The organism is Schleiferilactobacillus harbinensis, assembly GCF_008694105.1.
GTDB lineage: Bacteria > Bacillota > Bacilli > Lactobacillales > Lactobacillaceae > Schleiferilactobacillus > Schleiferilactobacillus harbinensis.
Genome location: NZ_CP041364.1, coordinates 320,682 through 342,779, shown reverse-complemented (window position 1 = coordinate 342,779; position 22,098 = coordinate 320,682). Strand labels below are relative to the sequence as shown.

Genomic DNA, 22,098 nt, shown 5'->3' with positions numbered 1-22,098 from the left:
ACTCCAATCCTAATTGTTATTGGACCGGTAACCGGTCACTCATTACTACTGCTGCTACTGCTGCTATCACTACTACTGCTACTGCTGGTACTGCTGCGGCTGCTGCTGGCGGTCGGCGTACTGTCGCTTTCATTTTCACTTTCACTCTCAGATCGGTCCGTGGCCGCTTTAATGGTCGCTTTCACCGAACTGGGATCGGCGCCATCCAGATCATTATCTTTCAACGGAATGGACACCTGTTGGTTATAACTGCCTGCCGAGGTGATGCTGCTGACATCAATGGGCACAGTCAGCTCTTTGATTTTATTCAGCACATCGCTGGGGGCGGTGATTTTCACAGTTTTCACGCTGGTCGTCACCGAATACGCCAGATTGCTCTGGCCTTTTTCAGTGGACAAGCTCAGCGGCACCGTCTTACTGGGCAGATGAATGCCCAAGGTGACGTGAATGGTCTGGGGATCCAAAACAGCATTCACAATATTACCGTTGCTATCCAAGGCTTGCAAGAGGACCTCTTGGTTCGAGGTGGTCTTCGTATCCCGCGACAGCGGCACATTGGCGACGACTCGAGCAATCTTGCGAATTTCGTCTGTTGCTCCGGTGACTTCCACTGTATTTTGACTCAGCTTGGGCTGATCTGTGATATAGCCGTCGGCAATCGCGTTTTTATTATAAGTGACCTGAATCGGGAACTTCTGCGTCCGCCGAGTTTGGATATTCACCGTGATTTCTTTCGGCGAAATCTCATAGGTCAGCTCCTTGTTCAAGCCGGAGGCCTTCAGTTTAACGACGTGTTTGCCCACCTTGAGCTTGCTCAGATCGGCCACGATCTCAAAATTCTGGGTATTGACGGTCATCGATACCAAGGAGGACGGGCCCTCCAGCGTCACGGATACCTTGGCCGGATAGCCGGTTACATAATATTTGTCAGTATCAGCATTCAGCTGCAGGGGCACTTTCAAGGTCTTCTTGGTCGTCGCGGCGATCGCTTGGCGTTCTGCCGTATTCCGGTTGGTGACCAAGCTGTTGTAGTTGACATACGTGAATAACAGCAGGGCAAAAGCCAGAGAAATGATCCGATAGAACCACTTGCTATTGGTGATTTTAGTCCACATGGTGGTCACCTCCATTACCATTACCGGTGAAGAAGTGGACGATGCGATCACGAATCCGATCCCATTGATTCGGTTCTTTATCAGCGACGATAAATTGGGAACGCAGATACTTGAGATACTCGGCCTGACTCATGTCCCGCATCAACTGGCTGTTTTTTGTTAAAGTGACACCGCCGGTTTCTTCCGAGACGACAATAGTCAAAGCATCAGTCACTTCACTGATTCCCACCGCCGCACGGTGCCGCGTCCCTAACTCTTTAGGGATCGTGTTGCTTTCAGAAAGCGGCAAATAGGCCGCCGCTACGGCAATACGGTTGTCGCGAATGATCACGGCCCCATCATGCAGCGGCGTATTGGGGATAAAAATATTGATCAATAAGCCGCTGGAAATGTCCGCATCCAAAGGAATCCCGGTTTCAATATAATCCTCCAACCCGGTTTTCATTTGAATTGAAATCAGCGCACCAATGCGCCGCTTAGCCATATACTGAATGGCTTTGTCCAATTCATTGATCATCCGCTCGGCGATCCGGTTCTGGTCCTGACTAGCCCGCTGCAATATCGAGCCACGGCCCAAGTGCTCCAAGCCGCGACGAATTTCGGGCTGGAAGACGATCACCAGTGCAATGACCCCCCAGGTCAGAATTTGATCCATCAAGAAAGAAATCGTCGTGAGATGCAGCAGCATGCTGGCTAGTTTGACCACGACAATAACCGCGATCCCTTTCACGAGCTGGACCGCTTTAGTCCCGCGAATGAGCATGATCAATTTGTAGATCACGTACCAGACCACTAAGATATCGATCAGATTGGCCAACGACTGCCAGCTGATCAGGTTGCTAAATGACAATTGCATCAGTTCACTCCCACTCGTTTACTCCATTTTCCACGCACATGCGCTAACTCAAACATTATAGCATAGGGCGCCGCTGGTTCCCTGGAGAATTCTGGCACAGACCGCGGCGGCATTGTATGATGGTTGTAAAGAAAAATTTGGAGGCAGGGAGAAAATGTCAGAACGTGCATGGCGCTGGGGTATCCGGCTATTTTTCTGGGTGTACATCGGGTTGACCGCATGGCTGATCCAAGACGCCTTCAGCTTCTTGGCCTTTAACACCCTCCTAGCCTATATTCCCATTGAAATCGGCTTCTGGTTGCAGTACCACCGGTTTCGCTGGCCTATTGTCTTTTGGCTGACAGCCCTAGTTTGGCTGCTGTTTTATCCCAACGCGCCGTATATCTTAACCGATTTTTTCCATTTGTCTCTATTGCGTCCCTATGGCTTCTCCGGACTGATCCGCAATTCATTACCGCTCTGGACCCATTTTCTCCTGTTGGTGGGTATCGGGCTGATCAGCGCCGGCGTCGCCCAAATCGGTAGTGAACGCATCCTGCAGCGGATGCTGGCCTATTGGCCCAACCGCCGGCACAATTGGCTCCCAGTCGTCCGGCTGGCCTTCTACATCCTGGTGGGCATCGGTATCTACATCGGCCGCTTCCTCCGCCTGCACACCTTTTACCTCCTCACCCCCGACCTCATCTGGCGCCCCATCATGCAAATGTGGTCCTGGCACATGGCCGGTTTCGTCGGCTTGATGGTGATCCTGCAGTACATCATCTGGGCCCTAATGGTCTACAGCAGACAAACGAAACGGTCTGACTAGGCACAAAAGCAGCCCCTGAAATCCGAGATACAGATTTCAGGGGCTGCTTTTGTATTCAAGTAATCTTCAGTCTATCAGTCTGCGTGTATCTAGTGCCAACGCGGAGCAACCGGAGGCGGAATGGGCTCAGTGGTGCAACCACACGGCGGCTTGCCGCCGATGTGGTTAGGCGACTTTGAGACCGCGTTTTTTGCGGGCTCAAAGCGCCGTCACCACTAGCTACGCCTTCGGCTTCGCACTTGCTGCGCTCCGCCAGCCCAATTCCGCCGGAGGTTGTGCAGCATTGGCACGGCAATCAAAGCCCCACCTAACTCATGACCGGTGCATCTTAAACTCCAAGAACAAGTCGTTATACATTCCCACGGTCTTCAACCCCAAGTCATCATAAACCTGCAGCTTGCCAATCGTCTTCGGCTCCGGATAAAACTGCTTGTCATTCCGAATTGCCTTCGGCAGCATCGCCTTCGCCTTGTCGTTCGGCGTCGCATAACCAACATACTCCGCATTCTGCTTGGCATTCTTCGGCTCCAGCATAAAATTCAAGAACGCGTAGATCGCCTTAAAATGCTTCGCCGTCTTCGGAATCACCAAGTTGTCAAACCACAGATTACTGCCTTCAGTCGGTACGACATAGTGCAGATGGCTGTTATTCGCCAGCATTTCACTGGCTTCCCCGGACCACGTAACGGCCAAGGGCGCTTCGTTTTGGATCATGTACATCTTGATTTCATCGGCCACGATGGCCTTCACGTTGGGCGCCAGATCATCCAGACTGTCCTTCGCCCGAGTCACCTGCGCAACGGACTTAGTATTCATCGAATCGCCGTTTTTCACCAGCGCCAGACCTAAAATATCTCGGGCACTGTCCACCAGCATGATACTGTGCCGCCACTTGGGATTCCATAAATCAGACCAATGCTGCATTTCATCAGCCTGCACATAACGGTCATTGTAAATGATGCCCAAGGTGCCCCAGAAATACGGAATCGAATAGCGATTGCCCGGATCAAAACTCTTATTCAAAAAGTCCTTGCCAATGTTGTTCATGCCCTTGATCTTGCTGCGATCCAAGGGCAGCAGGAGGTGCTCCTTCTTCATTTTCTCGATCGTATAATCACTGGGTACGGCCAAATCGTAACTGGTCCCGCCCTGCTGAATCTTCGTCAGCATCGCTTCGTTGCTGTCGAAGGTCTCGTAATTCACCTTATAGCCGGTTTCTTTCGAAAACTTCGTGAGCAGCGCCGGGTCGATATAGTCGCCCCAGTTGAACAGATTCAGCGTTTTGGCATTCGCGTCACCCTGGGCGTGTTCCAGCCGGTTGACCCCCAATGTTAAGAGCAGACACGCCGCCACGATAGCAATGAAGAAACTCATTAATTTTTTCATTTCGCCGCGCCTCCTGCCTTTTCTTTATTCCGCCGCTGACGATTCGTCTGATGCAGCTGAATGAAGAAGTACACCAGCACCAAGACCAGGGCGAATAGGAACATCAGCGCTGACAGGGCGTTGATCTCGAGTGAGATCCCCTGCCGCGCCCGGGAATATATTTCTACAGACAGGGTGGCAAAGCCGTTCCCTGTGACAAAGAAGGTCACGGCAAAGTCGTCCAGCGAATAGGTAAAGGCCATGAAATAGCCGGCCACGATTCCCGGAGTGATGAAGGGCAAAATGACCCGATTCAGCACCTGCGGCCCACTGGCCCCAAGATCATAGGCGGCATCGATCAAGGCATGGTCCATTTCCTGGATACGGGGCAAGACCATCAAGACCACAATGGGAATCGAAAAGGCAATGTGACTGGCCAATACGGAACCAAAGCCTAAACTAATCCCCAGCATGGTGAAGAGAATCAGGAATGACGCCCCGATAATGACATCTGGCGAGACCATCAGAATGTTATTCAGCGACAGCAGCAGATTTCGATTAGCCTGGCGTTTGGTTGCCGCGATACCCAAGGCGCCCATGGTCCCGACGATCGTCGCAATCAAGGACGACAGCAGCGCCAGCAGCAGTGTTTGCAGCACGATTTGAATCAACCGCGTGTCCGCAAACAGTGTCTGGTAGTTAGCCCAAGTGAACTGCTTGAACGTATTCATGGTCGAGCCGGTGCTGAATGAAAAGTAAATCAGGTAGGCAATCGGCAGATACAGGACCAGGAAGACAAAGACCAGATAGAGCCGGCCCAGCTTATTTTTCTTTTGCACCGGTACCAATCCCCTTTCGCTTATGCCGCCGTTCTGCGGTCAAAGCCATGCTCAGGAACATCATCACGATCAAGATGACCCCAATCGTGGACCCCATGCCCCAGTTCATGGTGGTCAAGAAATGCTCTTCGATCGCCGTGCCCAGGGTGATCACCCGATTCCCGCCAATCAAGCGGGTCAACATGAACAAGGAGAGCGACGGAATGAAAACCGCCTGCACGCCGGCCACGACCCCCTTACGGGTCAGGGGCAGCAGCACCCGGGTCAGCGTTTGCCAATTGGTCGCGCCCAGATCCCGGCTGGCATTAAGCAGCGCTGGATCGATCTCGGCGATCGCGTTATAGATCGGCAGGATCATGAACGGGATTTCAATATATGTCGCCACAAAAATGAAACTGAAATCGGTGAACAGGATCTGCTTGGGCCCGATGCCGATGAAGCCCAGAAACTGGTTCACCGACCCGTTTTGGCCAAAAATCCCGATGAAGGCGTAAGCTTTCAACAGCAAGTTGATCCAGGTCGGCAAAATGATCAGCAGCAGCCACAAGTCCTTGTGCTTCAACTGATTTAAGAAAAGTGCCGCCGGATAACTGATCAATACCGTCGCCACGGTGATGATCAGCGCATACCAGAATGAATTCAGGGTCATCCGCAGATAGGTGCCGGACGTGAAATAGGTGGCGTAATTTCCCAGCGTGAACTGATGATCCAAGTTGAAGAACGATTGATAAATGATCAACGCCACCGGCGCAATCACGAACAGGATGATCCATAGCATATAAGGAATGTAATAAAGGCGTTTAGCCGTATTGCTCACCCGGTTCACTCCCCTTCGTAAGTTTCCAGCCGCGCATCGAAGTCGGCTTCCTTTTCATTGAACCGCATGACATGGATATCTTCCGGTTCAAAGAACAACCCAATGTCCTTATCTTCCTCCACGGGGTTGGTGGAGTGAATCAGCCACTCGTTGTGGTCCGCATCATAAGCCACGACTTCGAAGTGATCACCGCGGAATAATTGGGAATCCACCTGGACCACCAATTTGCCTTTGTCGGGGGTCGTCACATCCAAATCCTCGGGCCGCAAGACAATTTCCACCGGCTCATTGGGCCGCATGCCGGCATCGGCACACTCAAAGCGCTTGCCGACAAATTCGACTTCGTAATCCTTGATCATCGTGCCTTTCACAATGTTGGATTCCCCGATGAAATCAGCGACAAAGTGGTTGATCGGCTCATCGTAAATATCCACGGGGGTCCCGCTTTGCAAAATTTCTCCGGCATCCATGACAAAAATCTCATCACTCATTGCCAGGGCTTCTTCCTGATCATGGGTCACAAAAACAAACGTGATGCCCAATCGCTGCTGCAGTTCCCGCAGTTCATACTGCATGTCTTGGCGGAGTTTCTTATCCAGCGCCGACAACGGTTCGTCCAGCAGCAGCAATTCAGGTTCGTTAATGATTGCCCGGGCAATTGCCACCCGCTGCTGCTGACCGCCGGAGAGCTCATTGATCTCCCGATTCGCCAGTTCCTGCAGCCGAACCATTTTCAAAGTATCCATCACCCGCGTCTCGATCTCCGCCTTGGCGACGTGGCGAATGGACAAGCCAAAGGCCACGTTGTCAAAGACGTTCAAGTGCGGAAACAATGCATAGTTTTGGAAAATCGTGTTCACGCGGCGTTTGTTGGCTGGCACATCGTTTTGCGGTTTGCCCTGAAACAAGACCTCCCCGCTGGTGACCGTGTTAAAGCCGGCAATCGTCCGGAGAATGGTCGTTTTACCCGATCCGGACGGGCCCAGCAGAGAATAGAACTTCCCCTGGTCCAGAGTAAAATTGATATTCTTCAGCGCCTGAAAGTCGCCGAAGAATTTATTAACATTGTGAAATTCGATAATTGGTGTCGCCATGATGGCATTTACTCCTCCCCCTGCATCAATTTGTTATAAATAGGAATCTGTCGCTGTGATCAGTACCTGGCAGGGGCCGGTACAGCGCAACTGATGGGGCGCATCCGCCCGAAAGTACATGGCTTCGCCCGCTTGGGCTTGATACTCCTGCTCGCCTAAGCGCAGAATGATCGTTCCGCGCAGACAATAGATAAAGGTTTCTGCCGGTGATGGCGGAAACGACTTAAACGCGCCAGCACTGCTGAAAGTCAAGAGCACCGGTTCCATCTGCTTTTCATTGGAATCCGGGACCAGCCAGTGCAGCGTGTAGTGCTCGTCCGCATCCTCGTACACCGTTTGTTCTGCAGGCTTGTACACGACCTTAGTCGGCTCCGCGGCCACGGCGAAGAAATGTTCCGGGGTGGTGCCTAACACCTCTAAGATGGCAAAAAAGGTATCCAATGACGGCGATGACTGATTGTTCTCCAGCTGTGAAATAAACCCCTTACTTAAATCCGTTCGTTCACCCAATTCTTCTTGGGTCAAGTTTTTCTGGACGCGCAGATTCCGAATACGGGAACCAATATCCATGGTGGGACCTACTTTCCTTTGTCACAGTTACGTAACACTAAACCAAAAGTTTAGTACACGGACCATTATACGGAACAGCAGTCTCAGTGCAAGCAAAAACCACAAAAAGTTCGAAACTGGCGTTAAATTCCGTTATAATGATAATGATTATTATCTACGAGAAAAAGGAGGCCCTGGCATGGCGACATACCAAGCCCTGCAATTCACTGGTGATTCCGCAAAGCCGCTGATTTGGGTGAACAAAGCGCTACCGGCAGCCCGGACGCTGCCGCCGGATCAAGTCTTGGTGGCGGTGCAATATAGCCGGATCAATCATAAAGACCGACTGGCTCTGAATCCGAAAAACCGAATAATTGCCGGTAATGACTATCCCTTAGTGGGCGGTATTGACTTGGCCGGGGTGATCACTGCCTCCAATCAGCCGGTGTGGCCCGTCGGTACGGCCGTTATTGCCACCGGTTTTGACCTGGGAACGGCCCGGGACGGCGGGTTCGCCGAATATGCCCAAGTACCGATCCAGTATTTGACCCAGCTGCCCACCGGATTGTCTGCCCAAGAAGCAATGGCTTTGGGAACGGCGGGCTTAACGGCTGCCGCGGCGTTGACTGAACTCTTTCGCGTCACGGCCTTGACCGACAAAACCGCCCCCATTCTGATTACCGGCGGCCATAGTGCGGTGGGCCAAATTGCTGCTGGAATCCTCCAGCGGCGGCGCTACACCAATGTCACGATCAGTTCGGCGCATGATTGGCCGGCCCCGGCCCAAGCTTTGGCCCACGCCAAATACGCCGCCGCCCTGGATACCGTAGGCGGCGACGCATTAAGTGTCATTTTGCCCCAAATCGCTCCCGGCGGAACGGTGGTGGCCGTGGGCAATCTGGGGCAGGCCCAGCTCACCACGTCGATCTATCCGTTTATTCTGCGCGGCATCCGGCTTCAAGGCATTAATTCCGTTCATCTGCTGCCGGCGGACCGGGCAGAACTTTGGCAGCTGCTGGCAACCAATTTACGGCCGACACCTTTCCCAGATTTTCCGACAATTTCCTTTGACCAGCTGCCGGCTGCTCTGCTTGCCGCCAATCAGCCTTCACCCGTCATCGCGGTTGCTTAGTGCCAGATTCTCGGCAAAATTGATTTGCTGGCGCAGTTGCGTTGCCTCTTCCGGGGTGATCCGGCCAGCTTCGAATAACTCTTGAACTGCACTCCGTTCAGCCGCTAAAGCGGTTTGGCGGAGTGTTTTAATTTGATCGGCTAATTGATTATTACGCGGCGCAGAAAGACTCTTCAACTGGGCGATTCGGCCCCGATAGGCAGTGATCACCTCATAAATACTTTGGGGTGAAATCGCCGTCTCGGCAAAGTCAGGTTCCTTGGTCACCCGAGAAATACCCTTGATCGCGCCCTTGGCTAATTCGCGTTCCACAAATAATTGTTCATTAAAAAACGGATGCGCACTGTTGCGATTATTGCTGGCACTGATCCGAGTCCGTACCTGTTGATAGCGCAGCTGAATTAACCGGCCCGCACTGCGCCAGATCCGATAATTATTGGTCAGCATGGCCGCATAATCAGCTTCCCGTTGATGCAGTAATGCGACGTTGCGCTGATATGTCGTCGCTTGAATTAAATTTTGCCGCCATAAGTGGTCTAACGCCTGCCGCTCCTGCTGTACGCCGATGATCCGCAAGCGCAGACTCTCACCGAGCAGCGGTGATACTTTATCACCGTTGGGCTGCCGCAATTGTTTCAATCGGCGCTCATAGTCGTTGATGATCGCCAATACTGCCCGCTGGTTATCCTGCCGTCGTTCACTTTCCAGTGCCGTAATCGCCACCCGATACGTGTAACTTTGGGCTTGGGCAAAACCGATCGTCTGACCACTGGCCGCCGCAGCATCAGCCTCTTCATCTGCCGTGTTCACAGAACTCCCCCGAGACCGGAACAAGCCGCTGCCAGGGGAAAGGATCGGCAATAAAATGGCGGCCATGACCAGACTCAAAATGACGACACCAGCCGCAATAAACAGCAGCAGGGCCCGTTCCGGAAAGGGCTTGCCCCCAGCCACCGTCATCGGCAAAGAAAAGACGGCGGCCATGGAAATGGCGCCGCGCACGCCGGATAAACCGCTGAGAATGGCCGTCCGCCAACTGGGCCGAGCGTTCTTAGCCGCCCGCCACGAATGGAGCAAAGCCGCCCCATACGTCCATAGGGCGCGAATGGCCACCAGCATCAGCCACATGGCAATGACGATTCCCACCGCATTCAATGTATTGATGCCCGGATCGGTGACCGCCTCGCCGAAAGCAACCGGCAATTCGATCCCCAAGATCAGGAAAACCATCCCGTTCAGCAAATACACCACCAACTGCCAGGTCCGCTGCGTCACGATACGCAATTCCGGCTGGGCGGAAAAGTTGACTGCCCGCTGGGAGGCAAAAATACCCGCCACCACGACCGCGATAACGCCGGACGCATGGAAGCCCTCCTCCGCCGTCAGGTACACGACAAAGGGGATCAGCAGCGATACGATCGTGTGCAGCAAAACGTCAGAAATCCCGTGATCCAGCAAGATTGTCTGCCCCGCCCGGAATAGGAATGCCAGCAGCAGCCCGACGATCGCCCCCACAATACTGATGTAGAAGAAGTCCAACACCGCTGCTTGGGGATGGAACACCCCGCTGACCGTGGCGTTGACCCCATACTTAAAACCAATCAGACCGCTGGCATCATTGATTAGACTTTCTCCAGCCACCAGATGCAGAATATAATCCGGCAGTTTGGCCCGCCGCGCGATGGATTCTACGGCAATCGGGTCCGTCGGCGACATGATTGCCGCGAAAGCCAAGGCTGTCGCCAACGGAATCGTGGGCAGCAGCCAGTGAAAAAACAAGCCGCCGACAAAGGTCGCGACAAAAACCAGCAGAATGGCGTTGGCAATGATCGGTCCTTTAAGTTCCCACAATTGGCGCTTGGGGAAGCTCACCCCGTCGTTGTAAAGCAGCGGCGCGATGAACAGCAGGGTGAACCAATCCGACTCCAGTGGTATCTTCACCGCAAAAAAGAGGGCCAGTACCAGGCCAACGGCGATCTGAATCAAGCTGATGGGTACATCCACTAAGTAGTGACTGATGATGTTCGACAACACCACCAGCCCCACCAAGAGGATAACCCCTTCGATCAGGGCGATCTGCATGCTGGTACCGCTCCTTTCGTCCTTTGCTTAAACTACTTCTGCTCTGGCGCTTCGCCGATGATCCGGACTTCCGGCTCTAAACGGACACCGAACTTAGTCCAGACTGTCTGCTCAATCAAAGCAATCAGGGCCAAATAGTCGGAGGCCGTGGCCTGACCAATGTTCACGATGAAGCCGGCATGTTTGTTAGATACTTGTGCCCCGCCAATCTGTTTGCCCTGCAGTCCGGCTTTGATAATCAGCGGGCCAGTGAAATGCCCCACCGGCCGCTTGAAGACACTGCCGCAAGATGGATACTCCAGCGGTTGTTTCGCTGCCCGCTGGGCATTGAAGTGATCCATCCGGGCCCGGATGGCGTCCTTATCCCCGCGCTGCAAATGGAAGCGCGCAGTCAAGACAATCCCATCATTCTCTTGGATCAAACTATGCCGGTAAGAAAAGTGCAGCGCTTCGCCGGCCGCGCGGTGCTGATGGCCGCTGCGGTCCAAGTAAGTCACCGCCGCGGCGACTTCATCGATTTGGCCGCCATAAGCACCAGCGTTCATAAAAATTGCCCCGCCGACACTGCCAGGAATACCGGCAGCAAACTCCAGACCGCTCAGCCCGGCCCGCCATGCGGCTTCGGCCACATCAATGATTCGGGCACCGGCCTCGGCGACGATGTCCGTTTCTTCAATCCGAATCTGCGCCATTTGCGTTAAAATTAAGACCAACCCCCGAATGCCGCCATCGCGCACGATCAGATTGGAGGCATTACCAATAATGGTGAGCGGGATCCCGTGATTTTCGGCCAGCTGCACCAGCTGCATCGTTTCTTCGTGGGTACGGGGAAATATCAGCCAATCGGCGCGGCCGCCGGTCTTGGTGAATGTGTACTTGGATAAAGGCTCATCCCGTAAAGGGGTAAAGCCGGCCTGGGTCAAAACATCAGTAAAATCAACATCAACTAACATGGGCGACCACCTATCTGCATAGACTGAACAGTGATACCTCTACTGCATCGGGCACAACTGTATACAGCAATAGTTTAGCACATCCGGCCAGCGGGCTTGGGGGCTTACGTTTCGGACTGGCATCATGTATTCTATTTGATGAGGTGGAAAAAATGAAATTAATCTCCTGGAACGTGAACGGGCTCCGCGCCGTCCTGAAGAAGGGCTTCTTAGCCACCTTCACAGCGCTGGATGCCGATATTTTTTGCATTCAAGAAACGAAAATGCACGAGGGTCAGGCCGAAGTGAACACACCGGGGTATTATCAATACTTCAATTACGCCGAACGCAAGGGTTACTCCGGTACGGCAGTGTTTACAAAATATAAGCCGTTAGCTGTTACCTATGGGATCGCCCCCTATTTCGATGACGATGAGGGCCGGGTGATCACCCTGGAATTTCCAAAATTTTTCTTGGTCACCTGCTACACCCCGAACTCTGGCGGTGAGTTGAAGCGATTAGACTATCGGACTGGGTGGGATGAGGCCTTCCGGGCGTATGTCAGTCACTTGGATGAAACCAAACCCGTCATTTTCTGCGGCGACTTGAACGTGGCCCATGAGGAAATCGATCTCAAGAACCCGACGAACAACCATCACAACGCCGGCTTCACTGATCAAGAACGCGCCGGGTTCAGCGTACTGCTCAAAGACCGGTTCTTGGACTCTTTCCGCCACTTCCACCCCACCAAGGTGATGTATTCCTGGTGGAGCTACCGTTTCGCGGCCCGCAGCCGCAACGCCGGCTGGCGGATCGATTATTTCTGCTACTCTCAACGACTGCAGCCGGAAATTACCGACGCGCAAATCCTGACCACGATTTTGGGCAGCGACCATTGTCCAGTGGAGCTGGACACCACGGATGCCCTGAAACCCGTCGAGACTGAAGAAAAGGCAGGTGCCCCGCAAGCGTGAATTTCACAGCCATGGACTTCGAAACAGCCAATGCGCGGCCCGATTCCGCGCTTTCTTTAGCGCTGGTCGTGGTGCGCGACAGCCAGATCGTCGATTCTTTTTATACCCTGATCAAGCCCCAAAGCAAGCTGGATTGGCGCAACACTAAGATCCACGGCATCCACACCGCCGACGTGGCCGATGCCCCGACCTTCGCGGAAGTGTGGCCGCACATCGACCATTTTTTTGCCCCGGATAAACTGGTAGCCGCGCACAACGCCGGGTTCGACAGCCGCGTACTGCGGGAGACCTTGGCCAGTTACGGAATCACACCGCCGCGGTACCTGCTCATCGATACAGTGCGCACGTCGCGCCGGTTTTATCCAGAGATGCCCAATCACAAATTAAACACCGTCGCCGCCGGCCTCGGCTTCGATTTGCGCCAGCACCACAACGCGTTGGCAGATAGCATTGCCTGCGCACAGATTCTGCTGCAGGAAGAGTATGCCTTTGGCGATGATGCGTTGAAGAAATTTGTGAAGATGGTCTGAGTAGTTCGTTGAACGCCGTGCCAATGCGTAAAAATGGAGTTTCGTCCTAGCTTGTGTCAATCAAAAATCCCCGTAAGATTGCAATTGCAGTCCACGGGGATTTTTGACATACTGCCAACTATTTAATTATCCTTGCGGCTATGCCACGCCACGTCTTCATACCGCTCATACTCATTACCCTGAGCAGAAATCTGAATCCGGCGAGCGTCGTCGCTTTGACCGGTGCGTTCAATTTGAATCCGCACATAGTCTAGCGGCAGCAGGTCTGTGATGAACGCCGACCACTCAACGACGCTGACGCCGTCGCCGTCAAAGTATTCATCCAGACCCAAATCTTCGGCGCCGCCATTTTCCAGCCGATACACATCCATGTGGTACAGCGGCAGACGGCCTTCCTGATACTCGCGAATGAGGGTAAACGTCGGGCTCTTCACCGGGCGCGAAATGCCAAGGCCCCGGGCAATGCCTTTGGTCAGCGTCGTTTTACCGGCGCCAAGATCACCGTCCAGCAGAATCACGTCGCCAGGTCCGGCAATTTCTCCCAGCGATTTGCCTAATTGAATTGTTTCCTGTGCCCCATTGGTGATAATTTCCCGCATCAACGTGCCCTCACTTTCATGTCCTTCTTAGTCTTGATCCAGTGTTTGGGCGGCCGTGATAATGGCCAGCTTATACACATCTTCTTCATTAGAGCCCCGGGACAAATCGGAGACCGGTTTGTTCAACCCTTGGAGGATCGGGCCGATGGCTTCGAAATGACCGAAGCGTTGGGCAATCTTATAACCAATGTTGCCAGATTGCAAATCTGGGAAGATAAAGACTGTCGCTTTACCAGCAACGGTAGAACCAGGCGCTTTTTGTTCGCCAACAGAGGGTACGAAGGCCGCATCGAATTGCAGCTCGCCGTCCAAATCCAGATCCGGCGCTAATTCATGGGCAATCTGAGTGGCTTCGGCGACTTTATCGACCTGCGGGGCCTTAGCAGAACCCTTGGTGGAAAAGCTGAGCATGGCCACGTGGGGCTCGATATCGAACAGTTTGGCTGTTTGGGCTGACGCCACCGCAATTTCGGCCAGCTCTTGGGCATTGGGATCAATATTAATGGCGCAATCGGCAAAGATATAGCGTTCGGCATCCCGCCCGCGCTGCATGATGAACGCACCGCTAGTCCGCGAAACGCCCGGCTTCGTTTTAATGATCTGCAGTGCTGGCCGCACCGTCTCGCCGGTGGAGTGCACTGCTCCGGAGACCATCCCGTCAGCTAAGCCGGTGTATACCAGCATCGTACCGAAGTAATTCGGGTCCCGCAGCATTGTTTCGGCCTGTTCCTTGGTATTCTTGCCCTTGCGGCGGTCCACAAAACTGGTCACCAAGGAATCGAAATCCGCGTAGTCGTTAGGATCTAGAATCTGGATATTGCCCAGCGTAAATCCAGCCTTCTCGGCGGCTGCTCGGATCGCCGCCGGTTCACCGAGCAGGATCGGCGTCACTGAGCGCTCCGCGTTCAAGCGAGCCGCCGCGCCAATGATCCGGGGTTCAGTTCCTTCGGGGAATACGATGCGAATGTCTTTGCCTTGAATTTTCTGTTGTAAACTTGCGAATAAATCCATCAATAGTTGACCTCCAACACCGGCAGTGCCGGCGACTTAGTTATGCCCTCAATGATACCTTGAAATCGCTCTCTTGCCTAGTATATTAGTCGTCAATATCCGGTTTTTCCGGTAATTGCCAATTGATTGGGCTCTCGCCCAGTTCTTTCAAGTCGGCATTGGCCCGGGAGAATGGATGGGAACCGAAAAACCCCCGGCTGGCCGATAATGGACTGGGATGGGCTGAGCTGATGATCCGATTGCGCTCTTGATCGATCAGCGGAATCTTCTTTTTCGCCGCGTTGCCCCACAGAATAAAGACTACCCCGCCCCGAGCAGACAGCGCCTTAATAGCGGCATCCGTCAGCGGTTCCCAGCCCTTGCCGGCGTGGGAAAAAGCGGCCCCGGCACGCACCGTCAGGACCGAGTTGAGCAACAGCACGCCCTGTTTGGCCCAGCTCTTCAAATAGCCATGATGGACCGGCGGATAACCCAGATCATCTTGCAGTTCTTTATAGATGTTTTGCAAAGACGGCGGGATCTGCACCCCGGGCAGGACGGAGAAGCTCAAACCGTGGGCCTGATGGGGATTATGATACGGATCCTGACCGAGAATCACCACTTTCACCTGACTGAACGGCGTCCACTCAAAAGCCTGAAAAATATGGTGCATCTCTGGATAGATCGTATGGTGGCTGTATTCTTCTTTCAAAAACTCATGTAACCGGCCATAATACGGGGCCGCAAACTGTTTGGCCAATACTTCCTGCCAATCGTTGTGGATCAAGACTTTCACTGACCTTCACCTCTATTGCAAACTATAGCAAAAAGCGCCGCCCGGGGAAAGACGCGGGTTGGTGCGAATGTGCTAAACTATGGATTGAGAACGTTTTAAGCTAAGCCTCAAAGAAAGGAATATCGCCATGCTCAAAATGATTGCCTCCGACATGGACGGCACGCTGTTGAATGACAAAATGACTGTTTCTCCCGGCAACATTGCGGCTATTGAAGAAGCCACCAAGGCTGGCGCCGAGTTTGTCGTAGCCACGGGCCGCGGGCTCACCGAAGCACAGCCCTTGGTGGCCGATCTCACGGTGAAACCAGCCTTCATTACCTTGAATGGCGCCCGCGTATTCAGTGAAACCGGTGAACTGCTAGTGGATTTGCCCATTCCTCAAGGGCTGGTGACTAAACTGCGCAGGGACATCGAGGCAGAGGGTTATTACTATGAATTAGTGACCAACCGCGGCATTTTTTCTGAGAGCAAAGTGCGGCGGATTCAAAATGTCGCCGATGTCTTGACCCGGCTGAATCCGGATACGTCCTTCAAAATCGCCGTTGTGCTGGCGAGTGCCCGGCTGGAGCTGATGAATATCCACTATGTCGACTCCTTCGACAGCCTGCTGGTGGATCCGACCGTGGAGGTACTCAAGATGCTGGTCTTTGACAGCCGCGGCCAAGCCGCATTCGCCCCGATTCGGGAGGCGTACGACGCCAACGCCGGACTGGTGATTACGTCATCGTCGCCAAACAATATCGAAATCAATAGTGTCGAAGCCCAAAAGGGACTGGCTCTGGCCCGCCTGGCGAAACTGCGCGGCTACGCCATGACCGACGTGATGGCCATCGGCGATAACTTGAATGATGAATCGATGATCGCCAGCGCCGGTATGGGGGTCGCCATGGGCAACGCGGTCCCGGCCATTAAAAAAATTGCTCAGTACGTGACAGCCACTAATATTCAAGACGGGGTTGCCCAGGCCATTCGGTGGGGATTGGCTGCCAAGCCGGCCGCCCAGGCCAAGGCCCGCGTCTGATGCGCTTCTATGTCCCCGCCGAGCATAATGCCCTGGTCCGGGTAACGGATGAGAAAAACACCCCCCACTATCTCATTCAATCCCTCCGGTCGTTTGAATTGAACGGCGTGCGGGTCCTGTCCTTGAGCGCGGAGACGCTGGGCGAAGCTCGCCAGTCTTCATTGGGGTTATTGCCGAATTACACGCTGACCAGCCATGAAGAGACTGTCGGCCAGATCAACCGGATCGTCGGGATCTGGCGGGAAGTCATCTTTGTCAGCGGTCTAAACTGGCTGCTGGTCGGCGACCTGACCCAGAATCGCTACACCGGCTTCCACGGCAACCGGAAAGTGATGGTCGTGGATACCCTATCCACCGTCACTGACGCCGACTACTATGTCGTCGACGTTTTCCACCCGGATAACGAAGTTCCTGCCCTGCTCGTCGCTGCGGTGCTCAACCGCTGGCGCAAAGTCCGCCTGCGCTCCGGCGTCCGCAACCTCTTGCGGCCAAAGAAACGCGGCTATGTCCTCGGGGACGACTTCACCCCGTACCACCATCACCGGCGGAAATAAAAGAGACTGAGACTAGAACCCTTTCAAGCGTACCGAGTATTAATGCTCTGCATTGACACTCGGTACGCTTGAAATATGGTCAGTCTCAGTCTCTTTTTCAACTTAAATATCCAGCACCATATGGTGATACTGATGATCCCCAATCGTCTGGTCGCCAATACTGCGATACCCGTTCTTCGTATACAGCCGCTCTGCTCCCGGATTGGTCAGATCCACATTCAGCGAAATCCGGTGCAGCCCGGTTGTCCGCAGCACATGCGCCGGCAGAGCCTGCAGCAGCGACGTCGCGATTCCATGATGCTGCGCCGCTGGCGCCACGGCTAGCGAATCCAAGTACCATTCGCCCGGCCGAGCCTCCTTATCGGTAAATAACCGATAATCTGCCGGTAAGCCGACCTTGGGCCACAGTGCCTGCAGTGCATCATCCACGTGAGCTTCATCGCTTTCCGGATACCCGACGGCGACGCCGACCACTTGATCATCGTCATCTGTCGCCACCAGGGTGCGCCGGTAGCTATACCGATAATTTTCTGTCTGGTAGGCAATGGCCAATTCTTTGAATAAGATATCCTGGGGAATTTTCGCCATTGTTTTTAATTCCATTTCTTCAAAAATCTGATTAACGATGGGCAGCACTGCTGGCCCGTCGCTTTTTTTAGCCATCCGAATCACATTGATCACTCCTATGTTTTCCAGTTTAATCGATTTAGCACGCCTTGCCAACGGCGGACGGTGCAAAAACCGCTTGATACCAGCGTCTCTTTGGTGGTCAAAACCGCTCAAATGCGGTAAAATCCTTAATGATTCGTTATGTTTCTGCACCAACATTCGCGGAACGATAAGCACTTGTTATCTGTTGATCCAGCACCAAGCATACTCAGCGAAGGGGAGAACACTTTTGCAAGTAACTTTTAAGGACGTGACGCTGTCTTATGACGGCAAGCGCGACATTTTGAAGCATCTGAACTTTGTCATCCAGGAGGGATCCCTAGTCTGTCTGCTAGGCCCCTCCGGCGGCGGCAAGTCCACGACGCTGATGCTGATTTCGGGGCTGCTCGCTCCGACTCACGGCCAGATTTATTTTGGCGATACTGACGTTACCAAGGAAGACGCCTTAGGCCGCAAGGTCGGGATGGTCTTTCAGAACTACGCCCTCTATCCCCATTTGACGGTTCAAAAGAATATCGAATTCCCGCTCAAGATGGCGGGCCTGTCCCGGGCTGACCGGGCCAAGAAGGCCCACGAACTCGCCGCCCTGGTCCACGTGGACGACCAACTGGACAAGAAGCCCGGCGAGCTGTCCGGCGGCCAGCAGCAGCGGGTCGCGATTGCCCGGGCCTTAGCCAAGGAGCCGAGCATCCTCCTGCTGGATGAACCTTTATCCAACCTGGATGCCCGCTTACGGATCGAGATGCGGGAAGAAATCCGCCGGATCCAACGAGAAACCGGCGTCACCACCGTCTTCGTTACCCACGATCAGGATGAAGCGATGCACATTTCCGACCAAATCATGGTCCTCCATGACGGCCATATTCAACAATTCAGCACGCCCAAAACACTGTACGCCAGTCCGGATAATCTGTTTGTCGCCCAATTTATTGGCGAACCAGTAATCAATTCTGTTCCGGCCAGTGCCCTGAGCCATGATTTAGCCGGCGTTGTTTCAGACGATATCTTAAGCCGCGCGCAAACGGCCGGCATTCGGCCGGAGGCTTTGACGCTGCCCCAGCGGGCCCTTGATCCGCTGACCACACTGCACGGCAAGGTTATCGAATTTGACCAATTTGGCCGGGAATCCACAGCCAAGCTGGATTATAACGATCTGCAATTGATCAGTACCGAAATGGGGCAATTGCCGCACAATACTCAGGAACTTGATTTCACTCTGGAAAAGAAAGGTTTCTTCCTCTTCGACGCGGACGGCAAACGCATCTTTGGCGGTGATGATCATGCTGAATGAAAAACCTACCGTTAAATCCACCATCAAGGGCTGGCTGTATTTGCTGCCGATGCTGGTCATTACGATCACGTTCAACATTTACCCGATCATCAAGTCGTTCTTGATGAGTTTCTACACGAAATACGATTTCTATAATGATATTGTTTCGGCTTATGGCTTCAGTAATTTCACTTACTTGTGGAACGATCCGGATTTCCATCTGGCCGTCCGCAACACCTTGGTCTTCGTCATTGGGGTGGTGCCGCTGAACATTATCATTTCCCTGGCCATTGCCCTGCTCTTGAACAAGATCAAATTCTTGGCTGGCGCGTTTCGGACGATCTACTTCCTGCCTTTTGTCACCAGTACCGTGGCTATCGCTCAAGTTTGGAACTGGATCTACCATTCCGATTACGGTCTGTTGAACTATCTGCTGGGCTTGGTCGGCGTCAGTCCGATCAACTGGCTGAATGATCCAAAATGGGCCATGCCGGCGCTGATCATTATGTCAATTTGGAAAGGTCTCGGGTTCAATATCGTCCTTTTCCTGGTGGGCCTGAACAACATCAACACCCGCTATTACCAGGCGGCTGAAATTGATGGGGCAAATGCTTGGCGCCAATTCACCAACGTTACGCTCCCACTGTTATCCCCGATCACCTTCCTGGTGACGGTCAACGGTGTCATCGGCTCCTTCAAAGTCTTCGATGAGATCTTCGCCTTGTTCCAAGGATCATCCGGTCCGTCGAAGTCGGCCTTGACCATCGTGTACTATTTATACGAGAAGTTTTACACCGAATGGAAGTACGGCATCGCCGCCGCCAGCGGCGTGGTCCTCTTCTTCCTAATCCTATTCGTCACCTTGATTCAGCTGTGGTATAGCCGCAAGCACGTCCACTATTAGGAGGGGAGAAAATCATGAAAAAAGCTGCATCAGTTTTACGCTACGTCATCTTGACATTAGGTGCCCTCATCATGATCCTGCCCTTCTTCTGGATGCTGTCAACTTCTCTGAAGACCCAGCCGGAAACGGTGCAAATTCCGCCGGTCTGGATCCCGAAGCAGCTGCAATGGGGCAACTACGTGGAAGCGTTTAAGGCCGCCCCCTTTGCCCGCTACTTCGTGAATTCAGTGATCGTGACCACCGTTACGACAGTGGGCCAATTGTTCACCAGCATTTTGGCCGCCTTTGCTTTTAGCAAGCTGCACTTCTGGGGCCGCAATCTCGTGTTCATGATCTTTCTGGGGACGATGATGATCCCCGGCGAAATGCTGATCATCCCGAACTTTGTCACCCTGTCGAACATGCACCTGGTCAACACTTACGGCGCTTTGATCCTGCCGTGGCTGGCTAGTTTCTTCACCGTCTTTACCCTGCGCCAAACGTTCAATTCGGTGCCGGATCAGACATACTACGCCGCTAAAATCGATGGTGCCTCGGATTGGCGCTTCCTCTGGCATATTCTGGTACCGATGTCCAAATCCACGATCACCGCGGTCACGGTGCTGCAGGTCATCGGCTCCTGGAACGCCTTCATGTGGCCGCTGATCGTCACCAATGATGAAAACATGCGCACCCTGCCCGTGGGGTTGCAAGCCTTCACCACGGATGCTGGGACAAATTATGCCCTGTTGATGGCGGCGTCTACATTTGTTATCATTCCAATGGTCATTGTTTACATTTTCCTGCAAAAATACATTATTGCAGGGATTTCGAATTCAGGATTGAAAGGATAGGTTTAAACTGATGAAAAAGCATACTTGGTTGAAAGTCATGGCCTCGACTGTCACCGTAGTATTAGCCGCCCTGGTCATGGCCGGGTGTGGAAACAGCAATTCCAGTTCATCCAGCAGCAAGGGAAGCAGCACCACTGATAATAAAAAAGTGGAGATCACCTTCTGGCATGGGATGAACGGCCCCTATCAAAAGGCAATCAACAGCATCATCGCCGACTTCAACAAGTCGCAATCGAAATATGTCGTGAAAGGTACCGCCCAAGGGAACTATACGGCGCTGCAGCAAAAGATTATGGCTGCCGCCAAGTCCCGCAACCTGCCGACTATTTCGCAGACCACTTACACCACCGTACCGGATTACAGCAAGAGCAATTTGATCGAACCCTTGGATAACTACATGCTGCAGGGCAGCGATAAGCTGAGCAGCAGCGACTTGAAGGATATTTACCCCGCCTTCTTGAAGAGTTCCAAGTACGAAGGCAAGTATTATTCGATCCCCTTCTCCAAGTCGACTCGGATCCTGTATTACAACCAAGCCATCCTGGACAAGTACGGCATTGCCAAGCCCAAGACTTGGGATGACATCGTCGCGGCTGGCAATAAGCTGAAGGCAGACGGCATCTACGGGATGGGCTTTGACCGGTCCTGGGACATGGAATTCGAGGGCTTAGCCCGCCAAGCCGGCAATCCGCTGATTGCCCCAGGTACACTGAAAGTTAACCTGAACACTGCGGATACGCTGGAAGCTGCCAACTTGATCCAGAACATGGTGAAGAACAAGATCGCCAAGACCGCCGGTGCAGATAACTACTTCACCCAAGGCTTCATCCAAGGCAAGGCCGCCTTCTACGCTGGCTCCTCTGCTGGGGTCACCCAGATGGTCGCTCAGGCGCCTAAGACCCTCAAGTGGGGTACAATGCCGCTGCCCAGTTACAAGGGCAAGAAGGCCACTGAAATCGCCGGGAACGATATCGTCATGTTCAAGAGTGCCAGCGCCGATCAGAAGAAAGGTGCTTGGCAGTTCATGAAGTTCCTGCTTTCTTCTAAGGAAACGGCAAAATGGGCCATGGCCACCGGCTATGTGCCGCTGCGCAAATCCGCAATGGATGACACCGACTTCAAACAGTATTTGAAGGACAAGCCTTACAACCAAGCCGCTGTTGATTCCTTGGATGATGGCTTCCAGTCCACTGCCTTCTTAGGCTTTTCTGAATATCGGAACGATTTGCTGGAAGCAGTCGATCAGATGATCACGAAGAATGCCGACCCGAAGGCAACGCTGACTAAGTTGCAAGCCACCACCGAAAACATCATCAAGACCAACAAGCAATAATCTGCTGCGCGCAGAAGAATTGAATAATGACCGCGG

General features: G+C 53.3%; 23 protein-coding genes. 10 read left to right on the top strand and 13 right to left on the bottom strand.

Going from position 1 to position 22,098, the window contains the following annotated elements; genetic code table 11:
- Positions 1 to 35 precede the first annotated feature (35 nt).
- Positions 36 to 1,115 carry a CdaR family protein gene (locus tag FMM01_RS01725; RefSeq protein ID WP_150391510.1) on the bottom strand — a complete coding sequence of 360 codons (1,080 nt, stop codon included), beginning with the start codon at positions 1,113 to 1,115 and terminating at the stop codon, positions 36 to 38.
- The gene (cdaA, locus tag FMM01_RS01720; RefSeq protein ID WP_027827478.1) at positions 1,105 to 1,971 is read right to left on the bottom strand and encodes a diadenylate cyclase CdaA; all 867 of its coding nucleotides are present in this window, start codon (positions 1,969 to 1,971) and stop codon (positions 1,105 to 1,107) included. The genes FMM01_RS01725 and cdaA overlap by 11 nt, the downstream gene beginning before the upstream one ends.
- Before the next feature lie 154 nt (positions 1,972 to 2,125).
- Here cdaA and FMM01_RS01715 point away from each other — a divergent pair, with 154 nt between their 5' ends.
- The gene (locus FMM01_RS01715) at positions 2,126 to 2,779 is read left to right on the top strand and encodes a DUF1361 domain-containing protein (RefSeq protein ID WP_027827479.1); all 654 of its coding nucleotides are present in this window, start codon (positions 2,126 to 2,128) and stop codon (positions 2,777 to 2,779) included.
- Positions 2,780 to 3,091: 312 nt separating this feature from the next.
- Here the strand turns inward: FMM01_RS01715 and FMM01_RS01710 are convergent, their stop codons facing one another.
- From FMM01_RS01710 to FMM01_RS01690, 5 genes are read right to left on the bottom strand one after another with little or no spacing between them, the layout of a single operon-like run.
- A complete protein-coding gene (locus FMM01_RS01710) occupies positions 3,092 to 4,165 on the bottom strand; it encodes an ABC transporter substrate-binding protein (RefSeq protein WP_027827480.1) in 1,074 nt (357 codons plus the stop codon).
- Positions 4,162 to 4,983 (bottom strand): ABC transporter permease, encoded by an 822-nt coding sequence (locus tag FMM01_RS01705; RefSeq protein ID WP_150391509.1) that lies wholly within the window; start codon positions 4,981 to 4,983, stop codon positions 4,162 to 4,164. The genes FMM01_RS01710 and FMM01_RS01705 overlap by 4 nt, the downstream gene beginning before the upstream one ends.
- Positions 4,967 to 5,761 carry an ABC transporter permease gene (locus FMM01_RS01700; protein ID WP_063515292.1) on the bottom strand — a complete coding sequence of 265 codons (795 nt, stop codon included), beginning with the start codon at positions 5,759 to 5,761 and terminating at the stop codon, positions 4,967 to 4,969. Before FMM01_RS01700 ends, FMM01_RS01705 begins: the two co-directional genes overlap by 17 nt.
- 44 nt (positions 5,762 to 5,805) lie before the next feature.
- Positions 5,806 to 6,894, bottom strand: a complete 1,089-nt coding sequence (locus tag FMM01_RS01695) for an ABC transporter ATP-binding protein (RefSeq protein WP_027827483.1) — start codon at positions 6,892 to 6,894, stop codon at positions 5,806 to 5,808.
- A gap of 33 nt (positions 6,895 to 6,927) precedes the next feature.
- Positions 6,928 to 7,464 carry a helix-turn-helix domain-containing protein gene (locus FMM01_RS01690; protein WP_027827484.1) on the bottom strand — a complete coding sequence of 179 codons (537 nt, stop codon included), beginning with the start codon at positions 7,462 to 7,464 and terminating at the stop codon, positions 6,928 to 6,930.
- Positions 7,465 to 7,642: 178 nt separating this feature from the next.
- Here FMM01_RS01690 and FMM01_RS01685 point away from each other — a divergent pair, with 178 nt between their 5' ends.
- Complete coding sequence (locus tag FMM01_RS01685; RefSeq protein ID WP_190973427.1) at positions 7,643 to 8,575, top strand: alcohol dehydrogenase catalytic domain-containing protein; 933 nt, start codon at positions 7,643 to 7,645, stop codon at positions 8,573 to 8,575.
- On the opposite strand, the gene FMM01_RS01680 is transcribed toward FMM01_RS01685, so the two are convergent.
- Positions 8,552 to 10,657 carry a Na+/H+ antiporter gene (locus tag FMM01_RS01680; protein WP_223849988.1) on the bottom strand — a complete coding sequence of 702 codons (2,106 nt, stop codon included), beginning with the start codon at positions 10,655 to 10,657 and terminating at the stop codon, positions 8,552 to 8,554. The genes FMM01_RS01685 and FMM01_RS01680 overlap by 24 nt on opposite strands.
- Before the next feature lie 32 nt (positions 10,658 to 10,689).
- Complete coding sequence (murB, locus tag FMM01_RS01675; protein ID WP_051225081.1) at positions 10,690 to 11,610, bottom strand: UDP-N-acetylmuramate dehydrogenase; 921 nt, start codon at positions 11,608 to 11,610, stop codon at positions 10,690 to 10,692.
- A gap of 152 nt (positions 11,611 to 11,762) precedes the next feature.
- Here murB and FMM01_RS01670 point away from each other — a divergent pair, with 152 nt between their 5' ends.
- Positions 11,763 to 12,563, top strand: coding sequence for an exodeoxyribonuclease III (locus FMM01_RS01670; RefSeq protein WP_150391507.1), 801 nt, complete (start codon positions 11,763 to 11,765; stop codon positions 12,561 to 12,563).
- A complete protein-coding gene (locus tag FMM01_RS01665) occupies positions 12,560 to 13,093 on the top strand; it encodes a 3'-5' exonuclease (protein WP_150391506.1) in 534 nt (177 codons plus the stop codon). Before FMM01_RS01670 ends, FMM01_RS01665 begins: the two co-directional genes overlap by 4 nt.
- Before the next feature lie 122 nt (positions 13,094 to 13,215).
- On the opposite strand, the gene tsaE is transcribed toward FMM01_RS01665, so the two are convergent.
- The 3 genes from tsaE to FMM01_RS01650 all read right to left on the bottom strand — a co-directional run bounded on the left by tsaE (position 13,216) and on the right by FMM01_RS01650 (position 15,478).
- Positions 13,216 to 13,692 carry a tRNA (adenosine(37)-N6)-threonylcarbamoyltransferase complex ATPase subunit type 1 TsaE gene (gene tsaE, locus FMM01_RS01660; protein WP_082230917.1) on the bottom strand — a complete coding sequence of 159 codons (477 nt, stop codon included), beginning with the start codon at positions 13,690 to 13,692 and terminating at the stop codon, positions 13,216 to 13,218.
- A 27-nt stretch (positions 13,693 to 13,719) separates the two neighbouring features.
- Positions 13,720 to 14,703: a phosphate acetyltransferase gene (gene pta, locus FMM01_RS01655; RefSeq protein ID WP_027827489.1), complete on the bottom strand. Its 984-nt coding sequence runs from the start codon at positions 14,701 to 14,703 to the stop codon at positions 13,720 to 13,722.
- Between the two features lie 85 nt (positions 14,704 to 14,788).
- Positions 14,789 to 15,478 carry a uracil-DNA glycosylase gene (locus FMM01_RS01650; protein ID WP_027827490.1) on the bottom strand — a complete coding sequence of 230 codons (690 nt, stop codon included), beginning with the start codon at positions 15,476 to 15,478 and terminating at the stop codon, positions 14,789 to 14,791.
- Positions 15,479 to 15,605: 127 nt separating this feature from the next.
- Here FMM01_RS01650 and FMM01_RS01645 point away from each other — a divergent pair, with 127 nt between their 5' ends.
- Together FMM01_RS01645 and FMM01_RS01640 are read left to right on the top strand one after the other, a co-directional pair.
- Entirely contained in the window at positions 15,606 to 16,499 is an 894-nt protein-coding gene (locus tag FMM01_RS01645) for a Cof-type HAD-IIB family hydrolase (protein WP_027827491.1), read from the top strand.
- Entirely contained in the window at positions 16,499 to 17,053 is a 555-nt protein-coding gene (locus tag FMM01_RS01640) for an LURP-one-related/scramblase family protein (protein ID WP_027827492.1), read from the top strand. The genes FMM01_RS01645 and FMM01_RS01640 overlap by 1 nt, the downstream gene beginning before the upstream one ends.
- Positions 17,054 to 17,155: 102 nt before the next feature.
- On the opposite strand, the gene FMM01_RS01635 is transcribed toward FMM01_RS01640, so the two are convergent.
- Positions 17,156 to 17,716 carry a GNAT family N-acetyltransferase gene (locus FMM01_RS01635; protein WP_223850031.1) on the bottom strand — a complete coding sequence of 187 codons (561 nt, stop codon included), beginning with the start codon at positions 17,714 to 17,716 and terminating at the stop codon, positions 17,156 to 17,158.
- Between the two features lie 235 nt (positions 17,717 to 17,951).
- Between FMM01_RS01635 and FMM01_RS01630 the strand changes: the two genes are divergently transcribed.
- The 4 genes from FMM01_RS01630 to FMM01_RS01615 are packed head-to-tail and all read left to right on the top strand — an operon-like array spanning position 17,952 to position 22,062.
- Positions 17,952 to 19,013 (top strand): ABC transporter ATP-binding protein, encoded by a 1,062-nt coding sequence (locus FMM01_RS01630; protein ID WP_027827494.1) that lies wholly within the window; start codon positions 17,952 to 17,954, stop codon positions 19,011 to 19,013.
- A complete protein-coding gene (locus FMM01_RS01625; RefSeq protein WP_150391504.1) occupies positions 19,003 to 19,896 on the top strand; it encodes a carbohydrate ABC transporter permease in 894 nt (297 codons plus the stop codon). The genes FMM01_RS01630 and FMM01_RS01625 overlap by 11 nt, the downstream gene beginning before the upstream one ends.
- A gap of 14 nt (positions 19,897 to 19,910) precedes the next feature.
- Entirely contained in the window at positions 19,911 to 20,729 is an 819-nt protein-coding gene (locus tag FMM01_RS01620; RefSeq protein WP_035439725.1) for a carbohydrate ABC transporter permease, read from the top strand.
- A gap of 10 nt (positions 20,730 to 20,739) precedes the next feature.
- Positions 20,740 to 22,062, top strand: coding sequence for an ABC transporter substrate-binding protein (locus FMM01_RS01615; RefSeq protein ID WP_150391503.1), 1,323 nt, complete (start codon positions 20,740 to 20,742; stop codon positions 22,060 to 22,062).
- Positions 22,063 to 22,098: the final 36 nt, after the last annotated feature.